At 45.4% G+C, this 20,048-nt stretch carries 16 protein-coding genes; all 16 read left to right on the top strand.

Translation table 11 applies throughout. The features are described 5' to 3' along the window. Positions 1-4: 4 nt before the first annotated feature. The 16 genes from Q4A14_RS03345 (at position 5) to Q4A14_RS03270 (ending at position 19,763) form a co-directional block, all read left to right on the top strand. Positions 5-889, top strand: a complete 885-nt coding sequence (locus Q4A14_RS03345) for a DUF2764 family protein (RefSeq protein WP_303169932.1) — start codon at positions 5-7, stop codon at positions 887-889. A gap of 146 nt (positions 890-1,035) precedes the next feature. Beyond that, positions 1,036-2,820, top strand: a complete 1,785-nt coding sequence (locus Q4A14_RS03340; protein ID WP_303169930.1) for a V-type ATP synthase subunit A — start codon at positions 1,036-1,038, stop codon at positions 2,818-2,820. Between the two features lie 13 nt (positions 2,821-2,833). Then, entirely contained in the window at positions 2,834-4,156 is a 1,323-nt protein-coding gene (locus tag Q4A14_RS03335) for a V-type ATP synthase subunit B (protein WP_303169928.1), read from the top strand. Positions 4,157-4,168: 12 nt separating this feature from the next. Next, a complete protein-coding gene (locus tag Q4A14_RS03330; RefSeq protein WP_303169926.1) occupies positions 4,169-4,780 on the top strand; it encodes a V-type ATP synthase subunit D in 612 nt (203 codons plus the stop codon). 8 nt (positions 4,781-4,788) lie between these two features. Continuing rightward, positions 4,789-6,639, top strand: coding sequence for a V-type ATP synthase subunit I (locus Q4A14_RS03325; RefSeq protein WP_303169925.1), 1,851 nt, complete (start codon positions 4,789-4,791; stop codon positions 6,637-6,639). 46 nt (positions 6,640-6,685) lie between these two features. Beyond that, entirely contained in the window at positions 6,686-7,150 is a 465-nt protein-coding gene (locus Q4A14_RS03320; protein WP_303169924.1) for an ATPase, read from the top strand. A 516-nt stretch (positions 7,151-7,666) separates the two neighbouring features. After that, positions 7,667-8,356 (top strand): tetratricopeptide repeat protein, encoded by a 690-nt coding sequence (locus Q4A14_RS03315; protein WP_303169923.1) that lies wholly within the window; start codon positions 7,667-7,669, stop codon positions 8,354-8,356. A gap of 289 nt (positions 8,357-8,645) precedes the next feature. Further along, positions 8,646-9,566, top strand: a complete 921-nt coding sequence (locus tag Q4A14_RS03310; RefSeq protein WP_303169922.1) for a transcription antitermination factor NusB — start codon at positions 8,646-8,648, stop codon at positions 9,564-9,566. Between the two features lie 40 nt (positions 9,567-9,606). Continuing rightward, the gene (gene yajC, locus Q4A14_RS03305) at positions 9,607-9,933 is read left to right on the top strand and encodes a preprotein translocase subunit YajC (protein WP_303169921.1); all 327 of its coding nucleotides are present in this window, start codon (positions 9,607-9,609) and stop codon (positions 9,931-9,933) included. A 161-nt stretch (positions 9,934-10,094) separates the two neighbouring features. Next, positions 10,095-10,982, top strand: a complete 888-nt coding sequence (locus Q4A14_RS03300) for a CdaR family protein (RefSeq protein ID WP_303169920.1) — start codon at positions 10,095-10,097, stop codon at positions 10,980-10,982. A 5-nt stretch (positions 10,983-10,987) separates the two neighbouring features. Then, a complete protein-coding gene (locus tag Q4A14_RS03295) occupies positions 10,988-11,593 on the top strand; it encodes a dephospho-CoA kinase (protein ID WP_303169918.1) in 606 nt (201 codons plus the stop codon). Between the two features lie 18 nt (positions 11,594-11,611). Beyond that, entirely contained in the window at positions 11,612-12,037 is a 426-nt protein-coding gene (locus tag Q4A14_RS03290; RefSeq protein ID WP_303169916.1) for a DUF5606 domain-containing protein, read from the top strand. A gap of 513 nt (positions 12,038-12,550) precedes the next feature. Continuing rightward, positions 12,551-13,813: an Omp28-related outer membrane protein gene (locus Q4A14_RS03285; protein ID WP_303169915.1), complete on the top strand. Its 1,263-nt coding sequence runs from the start codon at positions 12,551-12,553 to the stop codon at positions 13,811-13,813. Positions 13,814-13,823: 10 nt separating this feature from the next. Then, on the top strand, positions 13,824-15,473 hold the full coding sequence (locus Q4A14_RS03280) for a DUF6029 family protein (protein WP_303169914.1): 1,650 nt from the start codon (positions 13,824-13,826) through the stop codon (positions 15,471-15,473). 11 nt (positions 15,474-15,484) lie between these two features. Continuing rightward, complete coding sequence (locus Q4A14_RS03275) at positions 15,485-17,779, top strand: BACON domain-containing protein (RefSeq protein WP_303169912.1); 2,295 nt, start codon at positions 15,485-15,487, stop codon at positions 17,777-17,779. A 73-nt stretch (positions 17,780-17,852) separates the two neighbouring features. Next, positions 17,853-19,763, top strand: coding sequence for a M64 family metallopeptidase (locus tag Q4A14_RS03270; RefSeq protein WP_303169910.1), 1,911 nt, complete (start codon positions 17,853-17,855; stop codon positions 19,761-19,763). The last annotated feature ends 285 nt before the right edge of the window (positions 19,764-20,048 follow it).

Raw genomic sequence — 20,048 nt, 5'->3', positions numbered from 1 at the left:
CCTTATGGCTAACTATTATACCTTAGGTGCCTCGCTCCCGGATTTGTTGATAGACGACACAAAGATCGACTATACGACAGCGGAGTTTGTGGAGGAACTCAAAGGACAAGCCGCACCCTCGGATCAGAAGCAAATAGACCTCATCCTCTTAAGAGGAGACAACAGAGTGCTTGTCTCCATCCTCAAAGAACGCCCTCTGCCCACACTATATATGCCTCTTGCCCTTGGAGAAGCGCATCTGCGCGCCCTTGTGGAAGCTGTCCGCAGTGAGAGTCTGGAGGATAAGCAGGATCATCTCCCGATACCTGATGGTACACCGGACTACATGGTGACATTTGTGCGTGATTATCTCAGTGAAAAGTACAGCAAAGGTGTCCTTTTTATCGAAGATAAGCTCGCAGAACTATATCAGGACTATGTGATGCGCAAGGCCAATACCTTCCTCAAAGGGTGGTTTGAGATGAATCTCAATCTCAACAATATATTGGCATCACTCACCGCAAAAAAATATGATCTCGATCCCGCGAAGTATCTCGTAGGCTCCAACGAAATAGTGGAGATCCTCAAGTCCGGTATTTGGAGCGATATCTCAGACCTCAAAGAGGGTGAGATGATGAACGAGATCATCAAGATCGGTGAAGAAGTGGAGCCTATGCACAGAGAGAGACGCCTCGATGCTTTCAAGTGGAGAGCACTGGAGGATGTCACATTTTCAGATACTTTCTCCATCAACGCCATGCTGGCATACCTCCTCAAGCTTCAAATCCTCGAGCGTTGGGTGGCTCTCGATAAGGAGCAGGGTATGGCACGCTTCCGTGAGATCATCATGGGCTTGAAAAAGGAAGGGCGTGACGAGCTTGCAGACTTTGTGCAGAGAACGAAAAAATAATGAGATAAAGGATGAGCAGAAGCTGGATCATGCCGAGTGCTATCCGGCTTTTGTCCGTTACTGAATCTCCATAAGGCACCGCCCCGGTGTGATCGTGGGGCACGGAAATATTTGAAATAAAAAACACAAGATACAATATCCAAGTAATGAAAACTAAAGGCGTCGTGAAAGGGATCGTGTCGAACCTCGTCACCATAGAGGTCGATGGTCCGGTAGCACAAAATGAGATCTGTTTTGTCTCTGTACGTGGTAGAGCACTTATGGCTGAGGTCATCAAAGTCATCGGTAAGAATGCCTATGTCCAGGTATTTGACAGTACACGAGGAATGAAGGTCGGTGATGAAGCCACTTTTGAGCAACACATGCTCGAGGTGCAGTTGGGACCGGGTATGTTGTCGAAAAACTTCGACGGACTACAAAATGACCTCGATAAGATGGAGGGTGTATTCCTCAAGAGAGGGGACTATACCGATCCCCTCGACAGAGAAAAGAAATGGCACTTCATCCCCCTTGCAAAAGAGGGTGACACAGTAGTAGCCGGCTCTTGGCTCGGAGAGGTGGATGAGAACTTCCAACCCCACCGTATCATGACGCCTTTCATACTTGAAGGCTCATACAAGATAAAGAGCATCGTTGCCGAGGGTGACTATACCGTAGATCACATCATTGCCGTACTCACAGATCCTCAGGGTAAGGACATTGAGGTGTCTATGGTGCAGCGTTGGCCGGTGAAGAAGCCTATCCTCGTCCATGTCGACAAACCAAGACCTTACAAACTTCTCGAAACCGGAGTGCGTATCATCGATACCATGAATCCTATCGTAGAGGGTGGTACAGGATTTATCCCCGGTCCTTTCGGTACGGGTAAGACGGTCTTGCAGCATGCTATCTCCAAGCAGGCAGAAGCGGATATTGTGATCATCGCTGCTTGTGGTGAGCGTGCCAATGAGATCGTGGAGATCTTTAAGGAGTTCCCTGAGCTCGTGGACCCTCACACTGGTCGCAAGCTCATGGAGCGTACGATCATCATCGCAAATACTTCGAACATGCCGGTAGCGGCTCGTGAGGCTTCGGTGTACACTGCGATGACAATAGCCGAGTATTATCGTGCGATGGGACTCAAGGTGCTTCTCATGGCGGACTCTACTTCTCGTTGGGCTCAGGCGCTCAGAGAGATGTCCAACCGTCTTGAAGAACTCCCCGGGCCTGACGCTTTCCCAATGGACTTGTCGGCAATCATTGCCAACTTCTACGCTCGTGCGGGCTACGTTCAACTTAAAAATGGTAAGACGGGTTCGGTGACTTTCATCGGTACGGTGTCTCCTGCAGGGGGTAACCTCAAGGAGCCTGTGACAGAGAACACAAAGAAGGTGGCACGTTGTTTCTATGCCCTTGAGCAGGCGCGTGCAGACCGAAAGAGATACCCTGCTGTCAATCCGATAGATAGTTATTCGAAGTATTTGGAGTATCCTGAGTTTGGCGAATACATCACTGAACTTGTCGGGGAGAACTGGATACCTATGGTCAACGAGGCTAAGACTCGTATGCAGAGAGGTAAGGAGATCGCCGAGCAGATCAACATCCTTGGTGATGATGGTGTGCCCGTAGAATATCACGAGATATTCTGGAAGTCGGAGCTCATCGACTTTGTGATCCTCCAACAGGATGCTTTCGATGATATCGACTGTGTGACACCGCTCGAGCGCCAGGAAGTGATGCTCAAAAAGGTCATAGACATCTGTAACATGAAGTTCCGTTTTGAGGAATTTGTCGAAGTGAGCGAGTTCTTCAAGCGTATCATAAACGTCTTGAAGCAGATGAACTATAGTGAGTTCAAGAGTGCACAGTTTGAGAAGTACGAGGCTCAACTTGTTGCGCTTCTCCAAGAGAGACTAATAGAGGAGGCTGTCACTACGCCTGAAATGAAGTAAAATAGTAAACGTTATGGCTACAAAGGCATTTCAAAAGATATACACAAAGATTTCCAAGATCACAAAAGCTACTTGTGCTCTGAACGCTCAAGGTGTGGGCTATGATGAGTTGGCTACCATCGATGGTAAACTTGCCCAGGTGGTGAGCATCCAAGGTGAAGAAGTGACGCTGCAGGTGTTTGCCGGTACAGAGGATATTCGTACCAATGCGGAAGTGGTATTCCTTGGCAAGTCTCCTTCACTGAAGGTTAGTGAAAACCTTGCAGGTCGTTTCCTCAATGCTTACGGTGATCCTATCGATGGCGGTCCGGAGCTTGAGGGAAAAGAGATTGAGATCGGTGGACCTTCGGTCAACCCTGTTCGTCGTGAACAACCGTCCGAACTCATCGCTACGGGTATCTCAGGTATCGACCTCAACAATACTTTGGTGACAGGGCAGAAGATCCCATTCTTTGCTGACCCTGACCAACCATTCAACCAAGTCATGGCAACGGTGGCGCTCCGTGCAGAGTCAGACAAGATCATCCTCGGAGGTATGGGACTCACCAATGATGACTACTTATACTTTAAGAATACCTTCTCCAACGCAGGAGCTCTTGACCGTATCGTCAGCTTCATCAACACCACGGAAGACCCTTCTATCGAACGTGTCCTTATTCCTGATATGGCTCTTGCTGCGGCAGAGTACTTTGCGGTAGAGAAGCATGAAAAGGTACTTGTGCTCCTTACGGATATGACCAACTATGCCGATGCTCTTGCCATCGTCTCCAACAAGATGGACCAGATCCCATCCAAGGACGCGATGCCGGGTTCGCTTTACTCTGACCTTGCGAAGATATATGAGAAGGCTGTGCAGTTCCCGACAGGTGGATCTATTACTATTATTGCCGTGACCACCCTCTCAGGCGGGGATATTACCCACGCTGTTCCCGACAATACCGGATATATCACAGAGGGGCAGTTGTACTTGCGTCGTGACAGTGAGATCGGTAAGGTCATCGTCGACCCATTCCGAAGCCTCTCACGTCTCAAACAGCTCGTCATCGGTAAGGATACAAGAGCAGATCACCCACAGGTGATGAATGCTGCTGTGCGTCTTTATGCCGATGCTGCCAATGCTCAGACCAAGTTGGAAAACGGTTTTGACCTCACAGACTACGATGAGCGTTCGCTTGCTTTTGCAAAGGAATATTCAAACAGCCTCTTGGCTATCGACGTAAATCAGAATACTACCGCTATGCTTGACACGGCATGGAACCTCTTTGCGGATCACTTCACTCCCGAGGAGGTAAACATCCGTCAAGAATTTGTCGACAAATATTGGCCATTCAAGTAATATTACTCTGTCATGGCAATTAAATTTCAATACAACAAGACCTCTCTTCAGCAACAGGAGAAGCAGCTCAAGATCCGTGTGAGGGCGCTCCCTACTATCAAAAGTAAGGAGAGTGCCTTGCGTATGGAAGTCAAGCGTACCAAGGATAAGGCCGAGGTGCTTGAGCGTCAGCTCGAAGAGCATATGCAGTCGTACGACAGCATGGTCGCCCTTTGGAACGAGTTTGATGCCTCTCTCATCAGTGTCAAGGATGTGCGTATGTCTACGCGTAAGATCGCGGGGGTACTTATCCCTGTGCTCGAAAGTGTCGAGTATGACGTTCGCCCATTCAGCCTCACTGATCGTCCATCTTGGTTTATGGAGGGGATGAGTCTCATCAGAGGTCTTGCCGAACTCGGGATCGAAGCAGAGTTTACCCGTCTCAAGTTGCAACTCCTTGAGCATGCTCGTAAGAAGACGACTCAGAAGGTAAACCTTTTTGAGAAGGTGCAGATCCCCGGCTATCAGGATGCTATCCGAAAGATCAAGAGATACCTTGAAGACGAAGAATCTCTCTCCAAAGCATCTCAGAAGATCATGCGTGCTAATATCGAGAAAAAAGAACAGGAGGTGGCCGAACTATGATAATTAAGATGAATAAATACTCTTTCTTGATTTTTCATAAAGAGTATTCCGATTTTCTCGTTCGTCTCAGAGACTTGGGTGTCGTCCATATCCGTCAGAACAACGATACCAAGCAGGTCGAGGAGATAAAGGCGCTCCTTGCCGAGCAGAAGCAGATGCGTCAGACTATCGATCGCATGACCTCCATATGGAGTATTGCAGGTCTTACGCCGGAGGAGCTCAAGCCTGCGAACGAATATTTGCACATCTCTGCAGATAGTTTCAGTACCGCATCAAAGTACATAGAGACCATTGCAACTATAGATGCTGAGATCGAAGCCAACCTTAAGAAAGTCAATGAGCTCAACCAACTCAAGAGCGAGCTCCGAGTATGGGGAGACTTTGATCCACAGTTGCTTCGACGTCTTGCAGAGGCAGGACAAGAGATCCGATTCTGGACTATTCCATTACCTCAGTATAAGACCGAGTGGGAAGAACAGTACGGTGCTATCATCATCAGTGATGCACGACGTATCGCCAGCTTTGTCACCGTCACACCAACAGGGGTGGTGCCAAAGATCTCCGCAGAGAGGGTGGATCTGCCCATGCGCAGCCTTTCAGACATCGAACGTGAGGTCGAAGAGATCTCTGCAGAGACCGAGCGTCTCCGAGAGTCCCTCGTGTACCTCTCGCATGACAAGTCTGTGTTGGAAAGACATCTTTCGGAACTCGAAGATGTGTACAACATGAGCAATGCTCTCCTCCAAGGGGAAGCGATGTTTGATGATTCGCTCATCGTGCTCGAAGGTTATATCCCTGCTGAGCAGTCCGAAGGCTTGGAGAAAGCTCTTGATGCAGAGGGTTATGCATACGCACAGTTGGAGATCAAGGATACAGAAAACGTGCCGATAAAACTCAAAAACAACTTCTTTGTCGGAGTTTTTGAGCCTATCGTCAAGCTCTTCTCTCTCCCCAACTATCACGAAGTCGATCCTACACCATTTGTCGCTCCGTTTTTCATGCTTTTCTTTGCCATGTGTTTCGGAGATGCAGGTTACGGACTCTTCCTTCTGATCCTTTGCTCTTTCTTCAAGATCAAAGCCAAAGAAAATCTGAAGCCCGTCCTTTCCCTCTTCCAATGGTTGGGAGGAGCAGCTGCGGTAATCGGCTTTTTCTCCGGCTCATTCTTCGGTATAGAGCTTGCAAAGGTCGAGGCTCTCGCGTCCATTCGTAAGTTCTTCATCTCCTCAGACAACATGATGATCATTGCCATTGCCGTGGGGTTGGTGCAGATCATCGTTGCGAAGTTCGTCGGAGCGTACAAGGTTAAGATCCAAAAGGGTACAAGGCATGCCCTTTCACCCTTCGCATGGGTGATCTTTATCATTGTAATGTTGGCGATAGTGCTATTCGGGCTACCACAAGTTGATATACAATTACCGGCCTATTCCAACTATATACTATACGGTATAGCAGGCTTGTGTGCGGTTGTCATGGTCTTTTTCAACAGTCCGGGCAAAGGGATTCTCTTCAATATCGGTAGTTCTATCTGGACAGCGTACAACACCGCTTCCGGTCTGCTTGGAGACTCCCTCTCGTACATTCGTCTTTTCGCTATCGGTCTCACCGGAGCCATCCTCGGTAGTGTTTTCAATACTTTGGCCATCTCCATGACAGACGGCATACCTATCTACGTGCGCTGGCTCCCGATGTTGATCATCCTTTTGCTGGGTCACGCCATCAACTTCGGACTTGCGATGATCGGTTCGCTCGTGCATCCTGTCCGACTCATATTCGTGGAGTACTTCAACAACTCCGACTATGAGGGTGGGGGACAGGCTTACTCTCCACTGAAGAAAAATTCTCTTTCACAAGACTAATAAAAACAAAACTTATAAATAACAACCAAAATCCCTTATTAGAATTATGGACACAAACTTAATGTTAGCTTACTTGGGTGTTGCCCTCATGGTCATCCTTTCGGGTGTAGGTAGTAGTATCGGTATCACCATCAGTGGTAAGGCTGTTGTAGGCGGTATGAAGAAGGACCCAACGCAGATGGGTAAGTACATCGGTCTCGCTGCTCTTCCTTCATCACAGGGTCTTTACGGCTTCGTAGGCTTCTTCCTTGTACAGTCAAAGATCTTTGATGGCATGCCTACGCTATCGGCTTGGGCAATCCTCGGTGCCGGAGTAGCGCTCGGAGTGCTTGCACTTGTCTCTGCTATCCGTCAGTCTCAAGTATGTGCCGAAGGTATCGCAGGTGTCGCTTCAGGTCACAATGTCCTCGTGCCAAGTATGGTCATGGCGGTATTCCCCGAGCTTTATGCTATCTTGGGTCTTCTCGTCGCCATCTTGACATTCTTTGCACTTCCTTCTGCTGCAATCTAAGGAAGTAGGGAAACATATATTGACCCTCAAAAAGCCATGGATGAAGACTCTCTTCGTCCATGGCCTTTTTTGTATCCCGATCGGGTGCTTTTGAGAACGATATTTTGTGGAGTCGGTTTTCTTATCGCCGCTTGTATATACCCCGATGTGTCCTTCTCCTTACAGCACTCTTCTAAGGTCATATGAGAAAAAGGTATAGAACCTTCGAAATTAAGGTGTCTAACTTGATGAAAAAGGTTGTCTGACTTGACGCATCAAGTTAGACAACCTTTTTCGGTCTATTTCTTTGTGGTGTTCACTTCCCGTCCAATAGGGGAGTATCGCTGAGGATCGGATAGTCACTCTCTACGTCTTGGTAGGAACCTATCGTATCCGACCAATGATACTGATTTTTAGCCTTTAAGTCATTTTTTTCACGTTAAAGGCTCTTTATCTCTTGTAAATTTGTTATTTTTGCAGGCAATTACTATTGATACATAAGCGAGTAAATAATAACGTAATATATAAGCAGGAACCATGAGTAAAGATCCTAAGCAACAAGACAACCTCACGCCCGAGCAAGAAGTTGGTGTGATCGTTTCGAAATCTGAAAAGTTTATCGAGGACAACAAGAAGACCATCACGGTGGCTGTCCTTGCGCTGATCATCCTCGTAGGTGCATTCTTTGCGTATAAGTATCTCTACGCTAACCCAAAGGAAAAGAATGCCAAGGAAGCAATGTTCAGAGCTGAGCACTACTTCGGTATAGACTCATTTGCTATCGCTCTCAATGGCGACGGAGCCAAGACCGTGGGATTTCTTGATATCATCAGGAAGTACGGATCTACAGAGTCCGGCAACCTTGCACACGCATACGCAGGTATCTCTTACTTCAAGCTCGGTGACTACGACAAGGCATTGGAGCACTTGAAGAAGTTCTCTGCAGATGATGAGATGTTGGCACCCACAGTAGTAGGTCTCATCGGGGACTGTCTCGTGGAAAAGGGTAATACACAAGAGGCTGTGTCATACTTCGAAAAGGCTGCTGCAAAGGCAGACAACGCAGTCATCTCTCCCGTTTACCTCAAAAAAGCGGGTCTAGCTTATGAAGCTCTTGGTCAGAATGACAAAGCTATGAAGTGCTACCAAACCATCAAGGATAAGTACTTCGACTCTGAAGAAGCTGCATTCGTCGACAAGTATATCGAAAGACTCAATTTGAAGTAATAGCCTGCCGGAGGATTTTCTCCCTTAGAAAAGAATAATTGGACACCGTGAGGTAACATCATACCCTCGGTGTCCATCTTTTTTATCTCAAGTAGGGACTCTCGGCTGTAAACCATCCCCTTCCCGGTATCTACATTTATGACACGTTAGCGCATCGGTGTAGCATATTAGGGGTAAAATGATTAAATTTGCACTTACTTCATTGTCACGCAGCCAAGTGCCGATCTTTTTTCATGACAAGTGGCTGCAGTACACGTACGTTAAAATACATAAGCATAAAATTTTCTCGATGATAAATCGTCTACTGATTCGGATCAAAGTACTTCAGATACTATACAACTTCTACCACAACAGCGGGATGACCGGCACGCAGGCTATCTCTACGTTGAAATTGGCATTGGATAAGTCGTATCAGCTGTACATCCATCTCTGCGGACTCCCTTTGCAGGTATCGCACGTCTCTCGTAAGAGATTGGAGCGAGAGATCAGCAAGATTGCTCCGGAGGAAAAGGTGGTCGAGATCCTCAGAGGGCTATCTGACAATGCTCTCATAGATTGCATCGAGGCAGACGAAGACTTCATGGCATTGTATAGCACATGTGCTTTCAATCGTGATGATATGGAAGAGTACTTGACAAAAGCTGTCGGTGCAGTGGTGACCAAAGGTGAGGCCCTGGATGATGAGGGGCGTAAGGATTTGGATGCTTCTCGCCAATATTGGAAAGACTTTTATCGCTCACACATATTGAATTCGGAAGACTATCGTCAGTGTCTTGAGAACATATCCGTGTATGTCAATGATGATATAGATATAGTTTACACGTTTGTCACAAAGCTGTTCAATGGAGTGACGAAAGAAAAGTCATTCAGTGCGCTCATCAAGCCCCCTTACATGGGTGAGGCAGAGGAGAAGTTTGGCCCTGAACTTCTTGCTAAAGCAATGAAGCACAAGGATGAGTACCGTGATATCATCAGCCGCTATTTCAAGAATTGGGATCGTGATCGCGTGAGTGAGATGGACTTCATTATCCTCCAACTTGCTCTCACAGAAGCGATAGCATTTCCAAGTATAGCCACACGTGTAACCATCAATGAGTATCTCAATCTCGCAAGATATTACAGTTCGCCCAAGAGCACCACATTCATCAACGGGATCCTGCATGGTATGATGCTCGACCTGAAGAAACAAGGTGTCATCCTTGGTGAATGAATCAACTTGATAACACACAACCAAATAAATAGATAAGACAATGAATTTCCTAAACATCCTATTACAAACGGCCGCAGCCGGCGGCAACTCAGGTTTGATGCAGATCGGTATGATCGTCCTTATGGTCGTCATCTTCTACTTCTTCATCATTCGCCCTCAGTCTAAAAAGCAAAAAGACCTACAAAAGGCGCGTGAAGCCCTCAAAGTGGGAGATAAGATCATCACTGCCGGAGGTATCTATGGTGTCATCCGAGATATCAACCGTGAGACAGGTGTCATCATCGCAGAGGTATGGGAAGGCGTGAAGTTCAAAGTCGATATGAACTCCGTCTATGCCGTCTCAGAACAGTCGGGTAAAGGTCGATAATCCGAGGAGAAGTCTCTCCTAAGACATTTCCCTATTGTCCCTCAAGACAATATTGTGATATGAAAGGTATCAGACGAGTATTTAAAGATTATAAGAAGGTTCTGCGGTTTTTAAAAAAACAGCAGACCCTTCTTTTTTTTCTTTTTTTCATGGTCTCGTTGTTGCTGTGGTTCTTACAGGTCTTACAGGATACCTACAATGCAACCATAAAGATCCCCATCGTTGTTCGTGAGATACCTTCGGACATCGCTATATCCGAGGAGATCCCGGAGTATATATCAGTGGAGGTCAGAGATAATGGTTTTGAGTTGCTCAACTACTCCCTGTCAGGAGCCATAGAACCTATCGAGCTGTCATTCACTCCCGACGAAAGTCGTGAAGGCTACTATGAATGGTCTACGGGAGAGCTGGACAACGAGTTGTATAAGCGATTTGGTGTAGGGGGAAAGCGTACTGTTATCATCTCTTTCAGTCCTCAGTATATATCATTTACTTATTCACCAAAGGCAAAAAGGGAAGTGCCCATCGATTTTAAGGGACAGGTCATCTCATCTTTGGGTACAATCATCACAGATTTGACCCTTGACCCTGACAAGGTTATTGTCTACGGAAACAAGAATGATATCGACACACTGAAAGTCATACGTACGGATACACTGACATTCAGCGGATTTGATGCAACAACGAGCTTCAAGATGCCTTTGATAGCTCCGGAGGGCGTGTCGCTGACGCCGTCACATGTTTCGATCAATGTCACTGTCGAACAACTTGTGCAGCGTAGATTTTTGGTGCCAATCTCTCATAATTACTCAGGGCAGCAGTATGTCCTCAGACTTTTTCCTGCCTTTGTGGATGTTGTGTGTGTGGTACCTGAGAGCAAGGTGGGAGAGATCTCTGCTTCCGACATCATGGTGGAGCTTGAGGAAAGTGACATTCACAACAGTAACTCCAAAGGGAAGCTCAAACTTCAAATAACCAAGTATCCGGATTATGTGCAAGTAATCCAGGCCGAGCTTGATCAGGTCGAATACATCTTCGAAGAAAAGTAACGACTATGAACCATCCGAAAATCATAGGCGTGTGTGGACTGATAGGCTCCGGCAAGAGTGTCGTGATGCGCTATTTTGAGCATCTCGGGTACCCCGTATATGATTGTGACACCGTTGCCAAGGCTGTCTATTATGACACAGACGTCAGGGATGAGGTCACTTCTTTACTTGGTTTTGATCCTATCGATGGTCAAGGCAGTCTCCAAAAATCCCGGATATCTGCAGCCATGGCAGATCCTTTGATCAAGAAAGCCCTTGAAAGCATTGTGCATAGAGCCGTTTTGACTGATTTTGATAGATGGAAGTCTCTACACTCTGATGCAGAGGCAGTCTTTATGGAGTCTGCGATCCTTTTTACTTCTCGGTTTGATACGGTTTGTGACCTCACTATTGCTGTCGAAGCCCCGATAGAGGTCCGACGGGCAAGGGTGCTTGACCGAGATGGGGTAGGAGACCCATTGCGATTTGACCGTATAGATGCTCTACAACAAGATGAAGCATTATTGATCAAGGGAGCAACTTATCATATAAATAACGATAACAAGTGTTCTGTCCTGAGGCAGTTGGAGCGTATAGCTTCCGAACTGACAGACAAAAACACTCAAGCATAATATTACACATAATAGAAAATGAAACTAAAAGAAGTTTTTTCAATCTCAGGTAAACCCGGATTGTACGTAATTGTTTCGGGTAACAAGATGCCATTCATTGTCGAACAGGTAGGCGATGCCCAAAAGCGTGTTCCGGTCTTTGCTAAGGACCGTATCGTCTCTCTTGCCGATATCTCTATTTATACCGAAGAGGACGATGTCCCACTTGGGCAGGTTATGGATGCTATAAAAACCAAGCAGGGCGGAGCAGTCGTGGACGAAAAGACCGTATGTGCTGATGCTGCATCACTCAAGGCTTTCATGACAGAGGTTTATCCATCCTACGACAAGGATAGAGTACACAATGGTGACATCAAAAAGCTCGTCAAGTGGTACAACATCCTCATCAACGCAGGTATAGAGACATTTGTAGACGTTGAGGAAGAGGCTCCTCAAGCAGAGTAATCTGAACGCAGAGAATAAAAGCCCCCACCCATCGGTTTTTCCCGATAGGTGGGGGCTTCTGTTTTTACAATTATATAATGGCCTGCGTTGGTGCTTTTTCCGTCTTTTGGAGATCTTCCGATGATCTGTCAGAGCAAAGAGTGATTTTATGGATAATTCCGACAAAGAGCAGTCGTATTATATTAACTGTTAACCTTACATTTTCTTGCTCAATGATGATAGGGAGTTTTTTCTCTTTGTCTGATGTGATGTCTTCAAGGCCTTCGAAAGGCAATAGTGCCATGATAATCATTTATTGCACTTATTTCTTTTTAATGTGCGTGTATTGATGTTTTGAGGCTCACTGATAGCGTTAATCGTTTAAATAGTAAAAATTATGTCTTGATTTTACTTTATAATGTCAAAAACTTAGTTAAATTTGCGCACGTGAATGTGCTCTCGAAATGAGAGAGCATTGCGGAATACTGAAAGATAAATCAATTCATCCTAATTCTATTATAAAAAACATTCGGTATGAACACACGTGTATTATTTACATTTTTGACTCTTGCCATGTTTGTCCTTGTAGGAGCATGTAAGAGTGATAGTGGGAAATCTACCCCTGTCGAGCCTTCGTTGACACTGACGGCAAGTAAAAAAGTTATCATCGCTGACGGCAAGGACAACGCGACCTTCACTGTGATAGATCAAGATGGTAAGGATGTCACTGCCTCTTGTATTTTCACAGCCGGGGGAAAGGAGCTGTTGGATAACAGTATGGTTAGCACTGTTGCCGGAGACTTTGAGGTATTTGCTAAGAATACTGCGGGCACAAAGTCTAATGTCATCAAAGTCAAGGCTCTTTCTGAGAAAGCAAACTTTGAGGTAAGAGCAAGTCGTGCAGCGATCGTTGCTGACGGAGGTGACTTGGTCACACTTTCTCTCTGGGACAGGGATAACGATCTCGAAGTAACAGAAGGTGCTACTTTTTATCTTGATGGGAAAGCTATTGATGGCAATATCTTGCGCCTCCGGCAAAAGGGAACTCGTAAGGTGACCGGTGTTTGGAACGGAAAGGAGGCAAAAAAATCGCTTACTGTCTCCGGAGTAGATCTCCGTACTATCACAGGACGTTCCTTGATCGAGACTCTTACGGCTACCACTTGTCGTTATTGTAAATCGGAAATCGAGACTATCGAGAAGGTCGATGGGAAGTCAGATCGTGCAATTGTCATCGCTATCCATAATGAGTTCTCTTCTGTCCATGATAACATACTTGATGAGGATGCAAGGAGAGATGCGATGTCATTTATAACCTATGTGGCAAAAGGGGAACGCGCAACTCCAAACTCATTTGTCAATCGCGGAGAGAAAAAGATAAAGATAGGGAACATCGGAGCAGAGGTGTTCCTCTCTCAATGGATCCCCAACAACTCTGATGTCGCTATCTCGATCGATACAAAGATTGATGGAGACAAGATCAAAGTGCTGGCTCATGTGACAGGTAAGATTGACTTGAATGGCAAGATTGTCGCAGCGCTTGTTGAAAATGGAAGAACTGCCGCTCAAGATAATATGGGAGTCATCGAGATGAAACAGATCTTGCGTGGTTATCGCCCTTCTGTTCTTGGACAGGACTTCAGCGTCGAGAAGGGTAAGGCTAAAGTCTTCAACACCGAATTCAACATCGGTTCGGCAAAGCCTGAAAACTGCAATGTCATTGTTTTTGTAAAAGAACCTGAAGGACAAGTGAAGAATGTCCAGCAGGTAAAAGCCGGTCAGGCAATAGGTTATTGATAACATCGGCATGAATTTATATCAGAGCTATATATTGCCGATAATACTATTTTGTCTATCCTTTTGTTGGGTAAGTGGATTTGCTCAACAAAAGGATGGGCAGACTCCAAGCCACTTCAACGTAAGCGTGGAGTCGAATATCGGTGTCTATGTCAAGGACTCTGAACTGAAGATTCCGGAGCAGGACAGGAAGTTTCGCACCAATACATTTGTGAACCTCGGTTATGGGGTAGGTAACTTCCGTATGGGTGCTCAGTTTGATGTATTTGAGCCTGCACTATTGGGATTCCCTTCCGAGTTGAAGGGTAGTAGGCTGATGCAAGGCTTTGCATCCTATCTGTCTCCTAAGGTTGAAGCGACATTAGGCTCATTTTATGAACAGTTTGGCAGTGGGCTACTTCTCAGGACCTATGAGGATAGGGCTCTGGGAATAAACACCGCTTTGATGGGAGTCTCTCTCCGTCTTCGCCCTTTTGATTGGCTCTCCATAAAGACTTTTGCAGGTTTGCCTCGTAAGCATATGAGGTACGTGCACTCGAGAGTTTATGGTCTTGATGCCGAGGTCTCTCTCTCTCATTTGTTACCCGACGATGTTGTCAATACACTCTCTGTCGGGGGGGCTTGGATATTGAGGGACGATCACTCAAAGTTGGAGTATGAGCATTTGAAACCTCCGAGGAGCGTCAATGGCTTCTCCGGAAGAGGTCAGCTGAGCAAAGGTGTGTTGACTCTCAGTGGAGAATACACCTATAAGGGGAACAACATGATACATGATGGCACTAACTTAGCTCCCAAGGGTCAAGCGTTGTTGTTCAACGCCGGATTGGACTTTGAGGGCTTGGGGATTACCTCTCAGTTTCGTTCGATTGAAAATATGAGTTTGGGCATTGATGACTTGACCGACACAGAGTCTGTCTTCCTCAACTATATCCCATCTCTGACAAAATTGCAGAAGTATGCGCTCTTGTCTCTGTATCCCCATTCTGCATCAAAGAGTCTTGGCGGAGGTGAGATTGGTGGTCAGGTCGATGTGTTCGGGAGCATCCCTTTGAACTCAAATGACCGATATCCGCTCTCCTTTAATCTCAATGCATCATATTTCAAGAAATTGGTAGCGAAGGATACCCCGGGTCAGTATAAGTTTTTGGATATGTCAGGTGAACTCTCGTTTGCTGAAGTCGGCCTTGAACTTGAGAAGAAGTGGAATAAGGCTTTGAAGACCGTTATGGTCATGGATTGGCAGCAGAGTATGGAGTTCAGTCGCCTCGGACATGGAAAAATGAAGATGAATACCGGAGTCCTCGTGACGGATATTTTGTATAAGATCACACGAAAAAACTCTCTTCGGATGGAGTTGCAGCATGCTTGGAGCGACTCTAAGGACGATCAGAGGTGGATCATGGGACTTCTCGAATGGGGACTATCTCCGTATTGGGTGTTCTATGTCAGTGATATGTACAACTACGAGAGTGCAGGCAAGAAGATACACTACTTTTCTGCCGGAGCTAATTTTACTTGGAAATCACTCCGAGTCGGAGCTTCTTTCGGACGTAATAGGGAGGGATTACAATGTTCGGGGGGGGTCTGTCGATATGTACCTGAGTATACAGGATTCATGATCAACATCTCCTCAACAAACTTATTGGATATAATATTCTAAAATATAAGATTATGAGAAAACAATTTATCGCGCAATTAACGATTGTCGCAACCCTGCTGAGTATACTTCTCTTCTCTTGTAAGAAGGAAGAAGACGTTGTATTGCCGGTTGAACTCAGAGTGGCAAAACAAAGCCTTGAGTTCAAATCAGATGACACAGAACAAACAATCGAAGTCTCCTCGAACTATGAATGGGAGGCAAAATCTGATGCTGATTGGTGTAAAGTAAAGGTTGAGAAGAAGGCCTTGACTGTCAGCGTAGATGAATACTCCAATACAGAGGAGGACAGATACGCAACCGTAACTATCAAGAGTAGTAACGGTAAGGAAATCAAGACTATTACTGTCGACATATCTCAGGCAAAGCAGGAGCCCGTATCGCTTATACTCAATCCCGGAAAAGCTATCCTTGAGTGTGAAGGTCTGGTGCCTACTACGGTTGAATTGATCTCCACCGTAGGTCATGTGTCATTCTCTTGGGAAGGTGGTAAGCCCGAATGGATGAATGAGCCTGTCATCGAAGGAAGTATCATGACCCTTACAGCTCAAGACAATCCTACGAAGGAAAAACGTACTGCGACTCTCATGGTGACTGTCGGAAAAGAGGGAAATCAAGCAACGGAAAAGTTGGAGATCGAACAATCTCCTAATGCTCCCTATATTAAGATACTTCCTTCTAACGAAATAGAACTTGACTATAGGGGAACTCCGGTTAAAATAGATGTCTATTGGAATACTGAATATTTTGATCCGGATGAACTCCTCAACGGAGCATGGGGTTATCGAATGTATAACATTGAGGAGATAACCGAACAACCATCATCCCTAAGATCCGAACTTCTCAAGACTAAGAAGAGATCTTTCAAGATTTCTGCGGATATCAATCCTCAAACCAAGGAAAGAACTCAAGAAGTTTTGCTCTATGCGAAAATGGATCAAGGTAAACCTAATGAGATAAGTATCTTCCAAAAGTTTAGAGTGATACAAGTGGCGACTCCCGAAGCAGCATTCAATATTTCAGAGAAGAGTCTGTTGTTTGGAAAGCAAGGAGGAGAAGAAACCGTCGCTGTAAAGCCTACTATTTTCAATTGGGAAGCTACTTGTGAAGCTTCTTGGATCACCTTAGAGAAGACTGAAAAAGACGAATTGATCGTCAAGGCGAAGCCAAATACTCAAGGTGAAAATAAGACTGCTACAATCAAGCTGTCTTGCGGTATCCCGGGTAATACTGCGACCGACGAAATCAAAGTGACCATCGCAGGCCGGAATACAAAAATCACTCTTTCTTCAGAGCAAGTTTATCTCGATGCAGAGGGCAATGAGCAGATTATCAAGGTTTTGACCGATGCTAAGGATTGGTTTGTTGAAGGAACTCCTGATTGGTTGACTGTCAAAGAGGATACCGCAAAGGGTACATTGTCACTCAAGGCATCAAAGGCCGAAGCTACAAGGACTGCAGCATTGAAAGTCGTTGCAATTATCGGAAATGAAAAGGTTGAAGCTGCTCTTACTGTAAAACAAGCTAAGCAGTATAAACTTGGAGATGTTTACTACATTGATGGAAAAGCTGTAGGTATTGTTTACCATGTTTACAACAATGGCTCTAATGGCTATGTCTTCTCATTTGAGGACAACAAACTCCTCGATCAAGGTTATGATCCTACTAAGATGCCATGTTGGAGCGTGGGTATGTATGCCGGCCCTAGAGATCAAGATGCTGATGATGCAATGAAGAAAATGAAACCATGCTGTCTTGATCCTAATGACGGACGCAATAATCTTGAGGCTGTTAAGAAACGTTCGGCTGAAGACTTGAGAGGTAAGACTTGGCAGCAGCGTTATCCGGCTTTGGGTTGGGTCGAAAAATTTGATCAAGAGAAAGGCAACCAAGGATGGTATATACCTGCAAAGAATGAGCTCAAAACGCTTGTATTGTATGTAAATGGTATTCATGAAGGTTCCGATATCGTATTGCCTCAAGATCGTGATTCGGAAGATCCTGAAAATGCAAAGAAGAGGAATCAGGCAATCGAAAAACTCAATGAAATTATTCGATCACATGGCGGTAATATATTCTACCGTGATATCGGAATAGACGGTGCTACGATCACTGCGGTTACACGTATGATTTCTTCTACTGAGGCCGGTGCGCAAGAAAGTGGACTAGGATCAGTAGGAGTCTATCTCCTCAAGACTGTTTATCCATGGTGGGATCAGTACCAACATGCTTCTGCAGTCACTGAAAGAGAAGAGCATGATATTGAGCTTCCTATACGTTGCTCTATCCGACCAATATTGAGATTTTAATTGATTTTTTACATACTAATTATGGGCTCTCCCAATGTTCAAGCATTGGGAGGGCCTGATAAATCAAATGTTTATGAAAAAACATTTACTATCATTTCTTACGTTAATTTTGATCTTGGGGGTATGGTCTTGTAAACCCGACCGGAAGGAAGAGCCCGCTTTTCTCAAAGTCCCGGTGACATCTGTTACATTTGGTGCCGGCACTGAAAGTAAAACTATTAAGTTCGAGACCAACAGAAATTGGCAGATAACCGATATCCCACAGTGGTTGATAGTGGAGCCGGGTTCCGGAGAAGCCGGCGAACTCCAAGTGAAATTTACTGCCAAGGAAAATCCGGATAATGCCGAAAGACAGGCTCGACTTTCCTTAAAAGCAGCAGAAAATGTTGTCTTCCTGAGTGTAAAGCAGACAGTCAAAACCTTTTTGACTGTGAAAGATAAGGAATTTTTCTTCTTTGCTCAGGCTAAAAAAATCATTATCAACTGTGAGGGTAATGTCAATCCTGAGGTTATCATCCCACAAGAGGCCAAAAGCTGGTTGAAGTTTGTCTCAAATGACGTAAAGAAAGATAGCCGAGTCATCTTGGATATGTCTGAAAACCAAGATGTCCCAAGACAAGCTGAGGTCAAGATTGTCGATAAAGCAAGCAACATCTCGGAGACTGTTCTCATCAAGCAGTACCCTGATCCTAAGGTCGATCTTCAAAAGGAAGACTACTATCTCCACTACAATCAGTCTGAGTTTGTCATGGAATTTGACTCCAATATCCCTTTCAATCACGAGTTAGAGGGTGTAGAGGGAGATTGGATTTCGGTGAAATCTTCTGCTTTTGCAGACAAAAAGTTCAAGATTGTTTTTGACTTGAAGGTTAATGACAAAGACAAGATGAGGTTTGCTCGTCTTATCCTTAAAAATACCGACTGTGACAAAAACTATATCATAAAGTTGACTCAGGCATATAGAGCCGACTCCGGCCAGGCAGTGTTACTCCATAAAGCCACATATGCTCCCTCTTTTGATTGGACACAACTTGGAAAGGTTGTGAAGAGACCGACGTTTATTTTTACCGGCGATGGTTTTACCAAGGAGGATATTGAGAATGGTACTTACCAGAAATTCATGATGGAAGCTTACAATGCAATATTCAACACCGAACCATTTAAGGCACTCAAGGATAGATTTAGTGCATGGATCCTATACGCCGAATCAAGAGAGAAAGGCATCACCACAATTGAAGAGCACGAAGCCGGTAAGCATCGGGATACACACTATGGTGTCTATTTCGAAGATCGCTCGAGAGGTATGACTCTGACAGACTTTGATGGAGTCATTGACAGATGTAAGAAGTCTATCGAGAAGGCCGGAGGTGAATATCATGTTGAGACCGGTGTGGTTGTTATGGTTGCAAATACACCGGTGTACGGTGGTACATGTATGTTGAGCAAGACTTCCGGCAAAGCTATAGCTATCTGTTCTACTTCAGAAAGCGAGCCCGGTGTGTTTCCCCGCATAGTTTCACATGAGGCCGGAGGACATGGTTTCGGGAAGCTTGCTGACGAATACTCTACCGGTGGTGGTCCTACAGAGGGGGATAAGAAATCCTTGAGATGGTACCAGGAAGAGACTTGGGTTGAGGGTGTCCGTACTTCTGAGCGACACTACATGAATGTCACTTTAGAGTCTGACAAGAATAAGGCTCCTTGGGCTTGGATGTATGGTTTACCGGGCTATGAGGAGGTAGATCATTTTGAGGGTGGTCACACCTTTGCCTCCGGAGTCTGGAGATCGAGTCGCACGAGCTTGATGAAGGACAATCGTATAGAAAGTAAGTTCAATGCATACTCTCGTTATTTGATTTTTGAAAGGCTCTATAACATATATGAAAACATAGATAATATCAGGAGCTATCTACCCGATGCATTCCGCCCCAGACCACTTAGAGAGTGGTTTTTGGAGGTAGATAAACCTAATACGAAGAAGTAAAATATCAACCTTGGGCTCTACCACTGCCATTATTTTTGGCGGGGTAGGGCTCGAGTTGTTGGTTGACGAGAAGAGTGTCATCAGGTTTGCAAGGCGGTGTCTGTCTTGTTTGGTCTATATCCTTTTGGGTGGAGTTGTTATTTACTGAGTTTTGGAGTATACATGTTCTGACATCAGCTTTTTGTTGCTCTGACTTATTTCCGCATGACGGTATAAACCCTTTAAAACATCAAATCAAAAGGAGAGATACAATATGAATCCACATCGATTTATCAAGTTATCCAT

This window comes from Porphyromonas sp., assembly GCF_030529325.1.
Classification (GTDB): domain Bacteria; phylum Bacteroidota; class Bacteroidia; order Bacteroidales; family Porphyromonadaceae; genus Porphyromonas_A.
Note: the sequence above shows the minus strand (reverse complement) of the source record. Positions and strands in the feature narration are given on the sequence as shown.

Bases quoted from the DNA above. Each gene is read 5' to 3' on its own strand.
- Q4A14_RS03345 (WP_303169932.1), top strand. From the start codon at position 5: ATGGCTAACTATTATACCTTAGGTGCCTCGCTCCCGGATTTGTTGATA.
- Q4A14_RS03340 (WP_303169930.1), top strand. From the start codon at position 1,036: ATGAAAACTAAAGGCGTCGTGAAAGGGATCGTGTCGAACCTCGTCACC.
- Q4A14_RS03335 (WP_303169928.1), top strand. From the start codon at position 2,834: ATGGCTACAAAGGCATTTCAAAAGATATACACAAAGATTTCCAAGATC.
- Q4A14_RS03330 (WP_303169926.1), top strand. From the start codon at position 4,169: ATGGCAATTAAATTTCAATACAACAAGACCTCTCTTCAGCAACAGGAG.
- Q4A14_RS03325 (WP_303169925.1), top strand. From the start codon at position 4,789: ATGAATAAATACTCTTTCTTGATTTTTCATAAAGAGTATTCCGATTTT.
- Q4A14_RS03320 (WP_303169924.1), top strand. From the start codon at position 6,686: ATGGACACAAACTTAATGTTAGCTTACTTGGGTGTTGCCCTCATGGTC.
- Q4A14_RS03315 (WP_303169923.1), top strand. From the start codon at position 7,667: ATGAGTAAAGATCCTAAGCAACAAGACAACCTCACGCCCGAGCAAGAA.
- Q4A14_RS03310 (WP_303169922.1), top strand. From the start codon at position 8,646: ATGATAAATCGTCTACTGATTCGGATCAAAGTACTTCAGATACTATAC.
- yajC (WP_303169921.1), top strand. From the start codon at position 9,607: ATGAATTTCCTAAACATCCTATTACAAACGGCCGCAGCCGGCGGCAAC.
- Q4A14_RS03295 (WP_303169918.1), top strand. From the start codon at position 10,988: ATGAACCATCCGAAAATCATAGGCGTGTGTGGACTGATAGGCTCCGGC.
- Q4A14_RS03290 (WP_303169916.1), top strand. From the start codon at position 11,612: ATGAAACTAAAAGAAGTTTTTTCAATCTCAGGTAAACCCGGATTGTAC.
- Q4A14_RS03285 (WP_303169915.1), top strand. From the start codon at position 12,551: ATGAACACACGTGTATTATTTACATTTTTGACTCTTGCCATGTTTGTC.
- Q4A14_RS03280 (WP_303169914.1), top strand. From the start codon at position 13,824: ATGAATTTATATCAGAGCTATATATTGCCGATAATACTATTTTGTCTA.
- Q4A14_RS03275 (WP_303169912.1), top strand. From the start codon at position 15,485: ATGAGAAAACAATTTATCGCGCAATTAACGATTGTCGCAACCCTGCTG.
- Q4A14_RS03270 (WP_303169910.1), top strand. From the start codon at position 17,853: ATGAAAAAACATTTACTATCATTTCTTACGTTAATTTTGATCTTGGGG.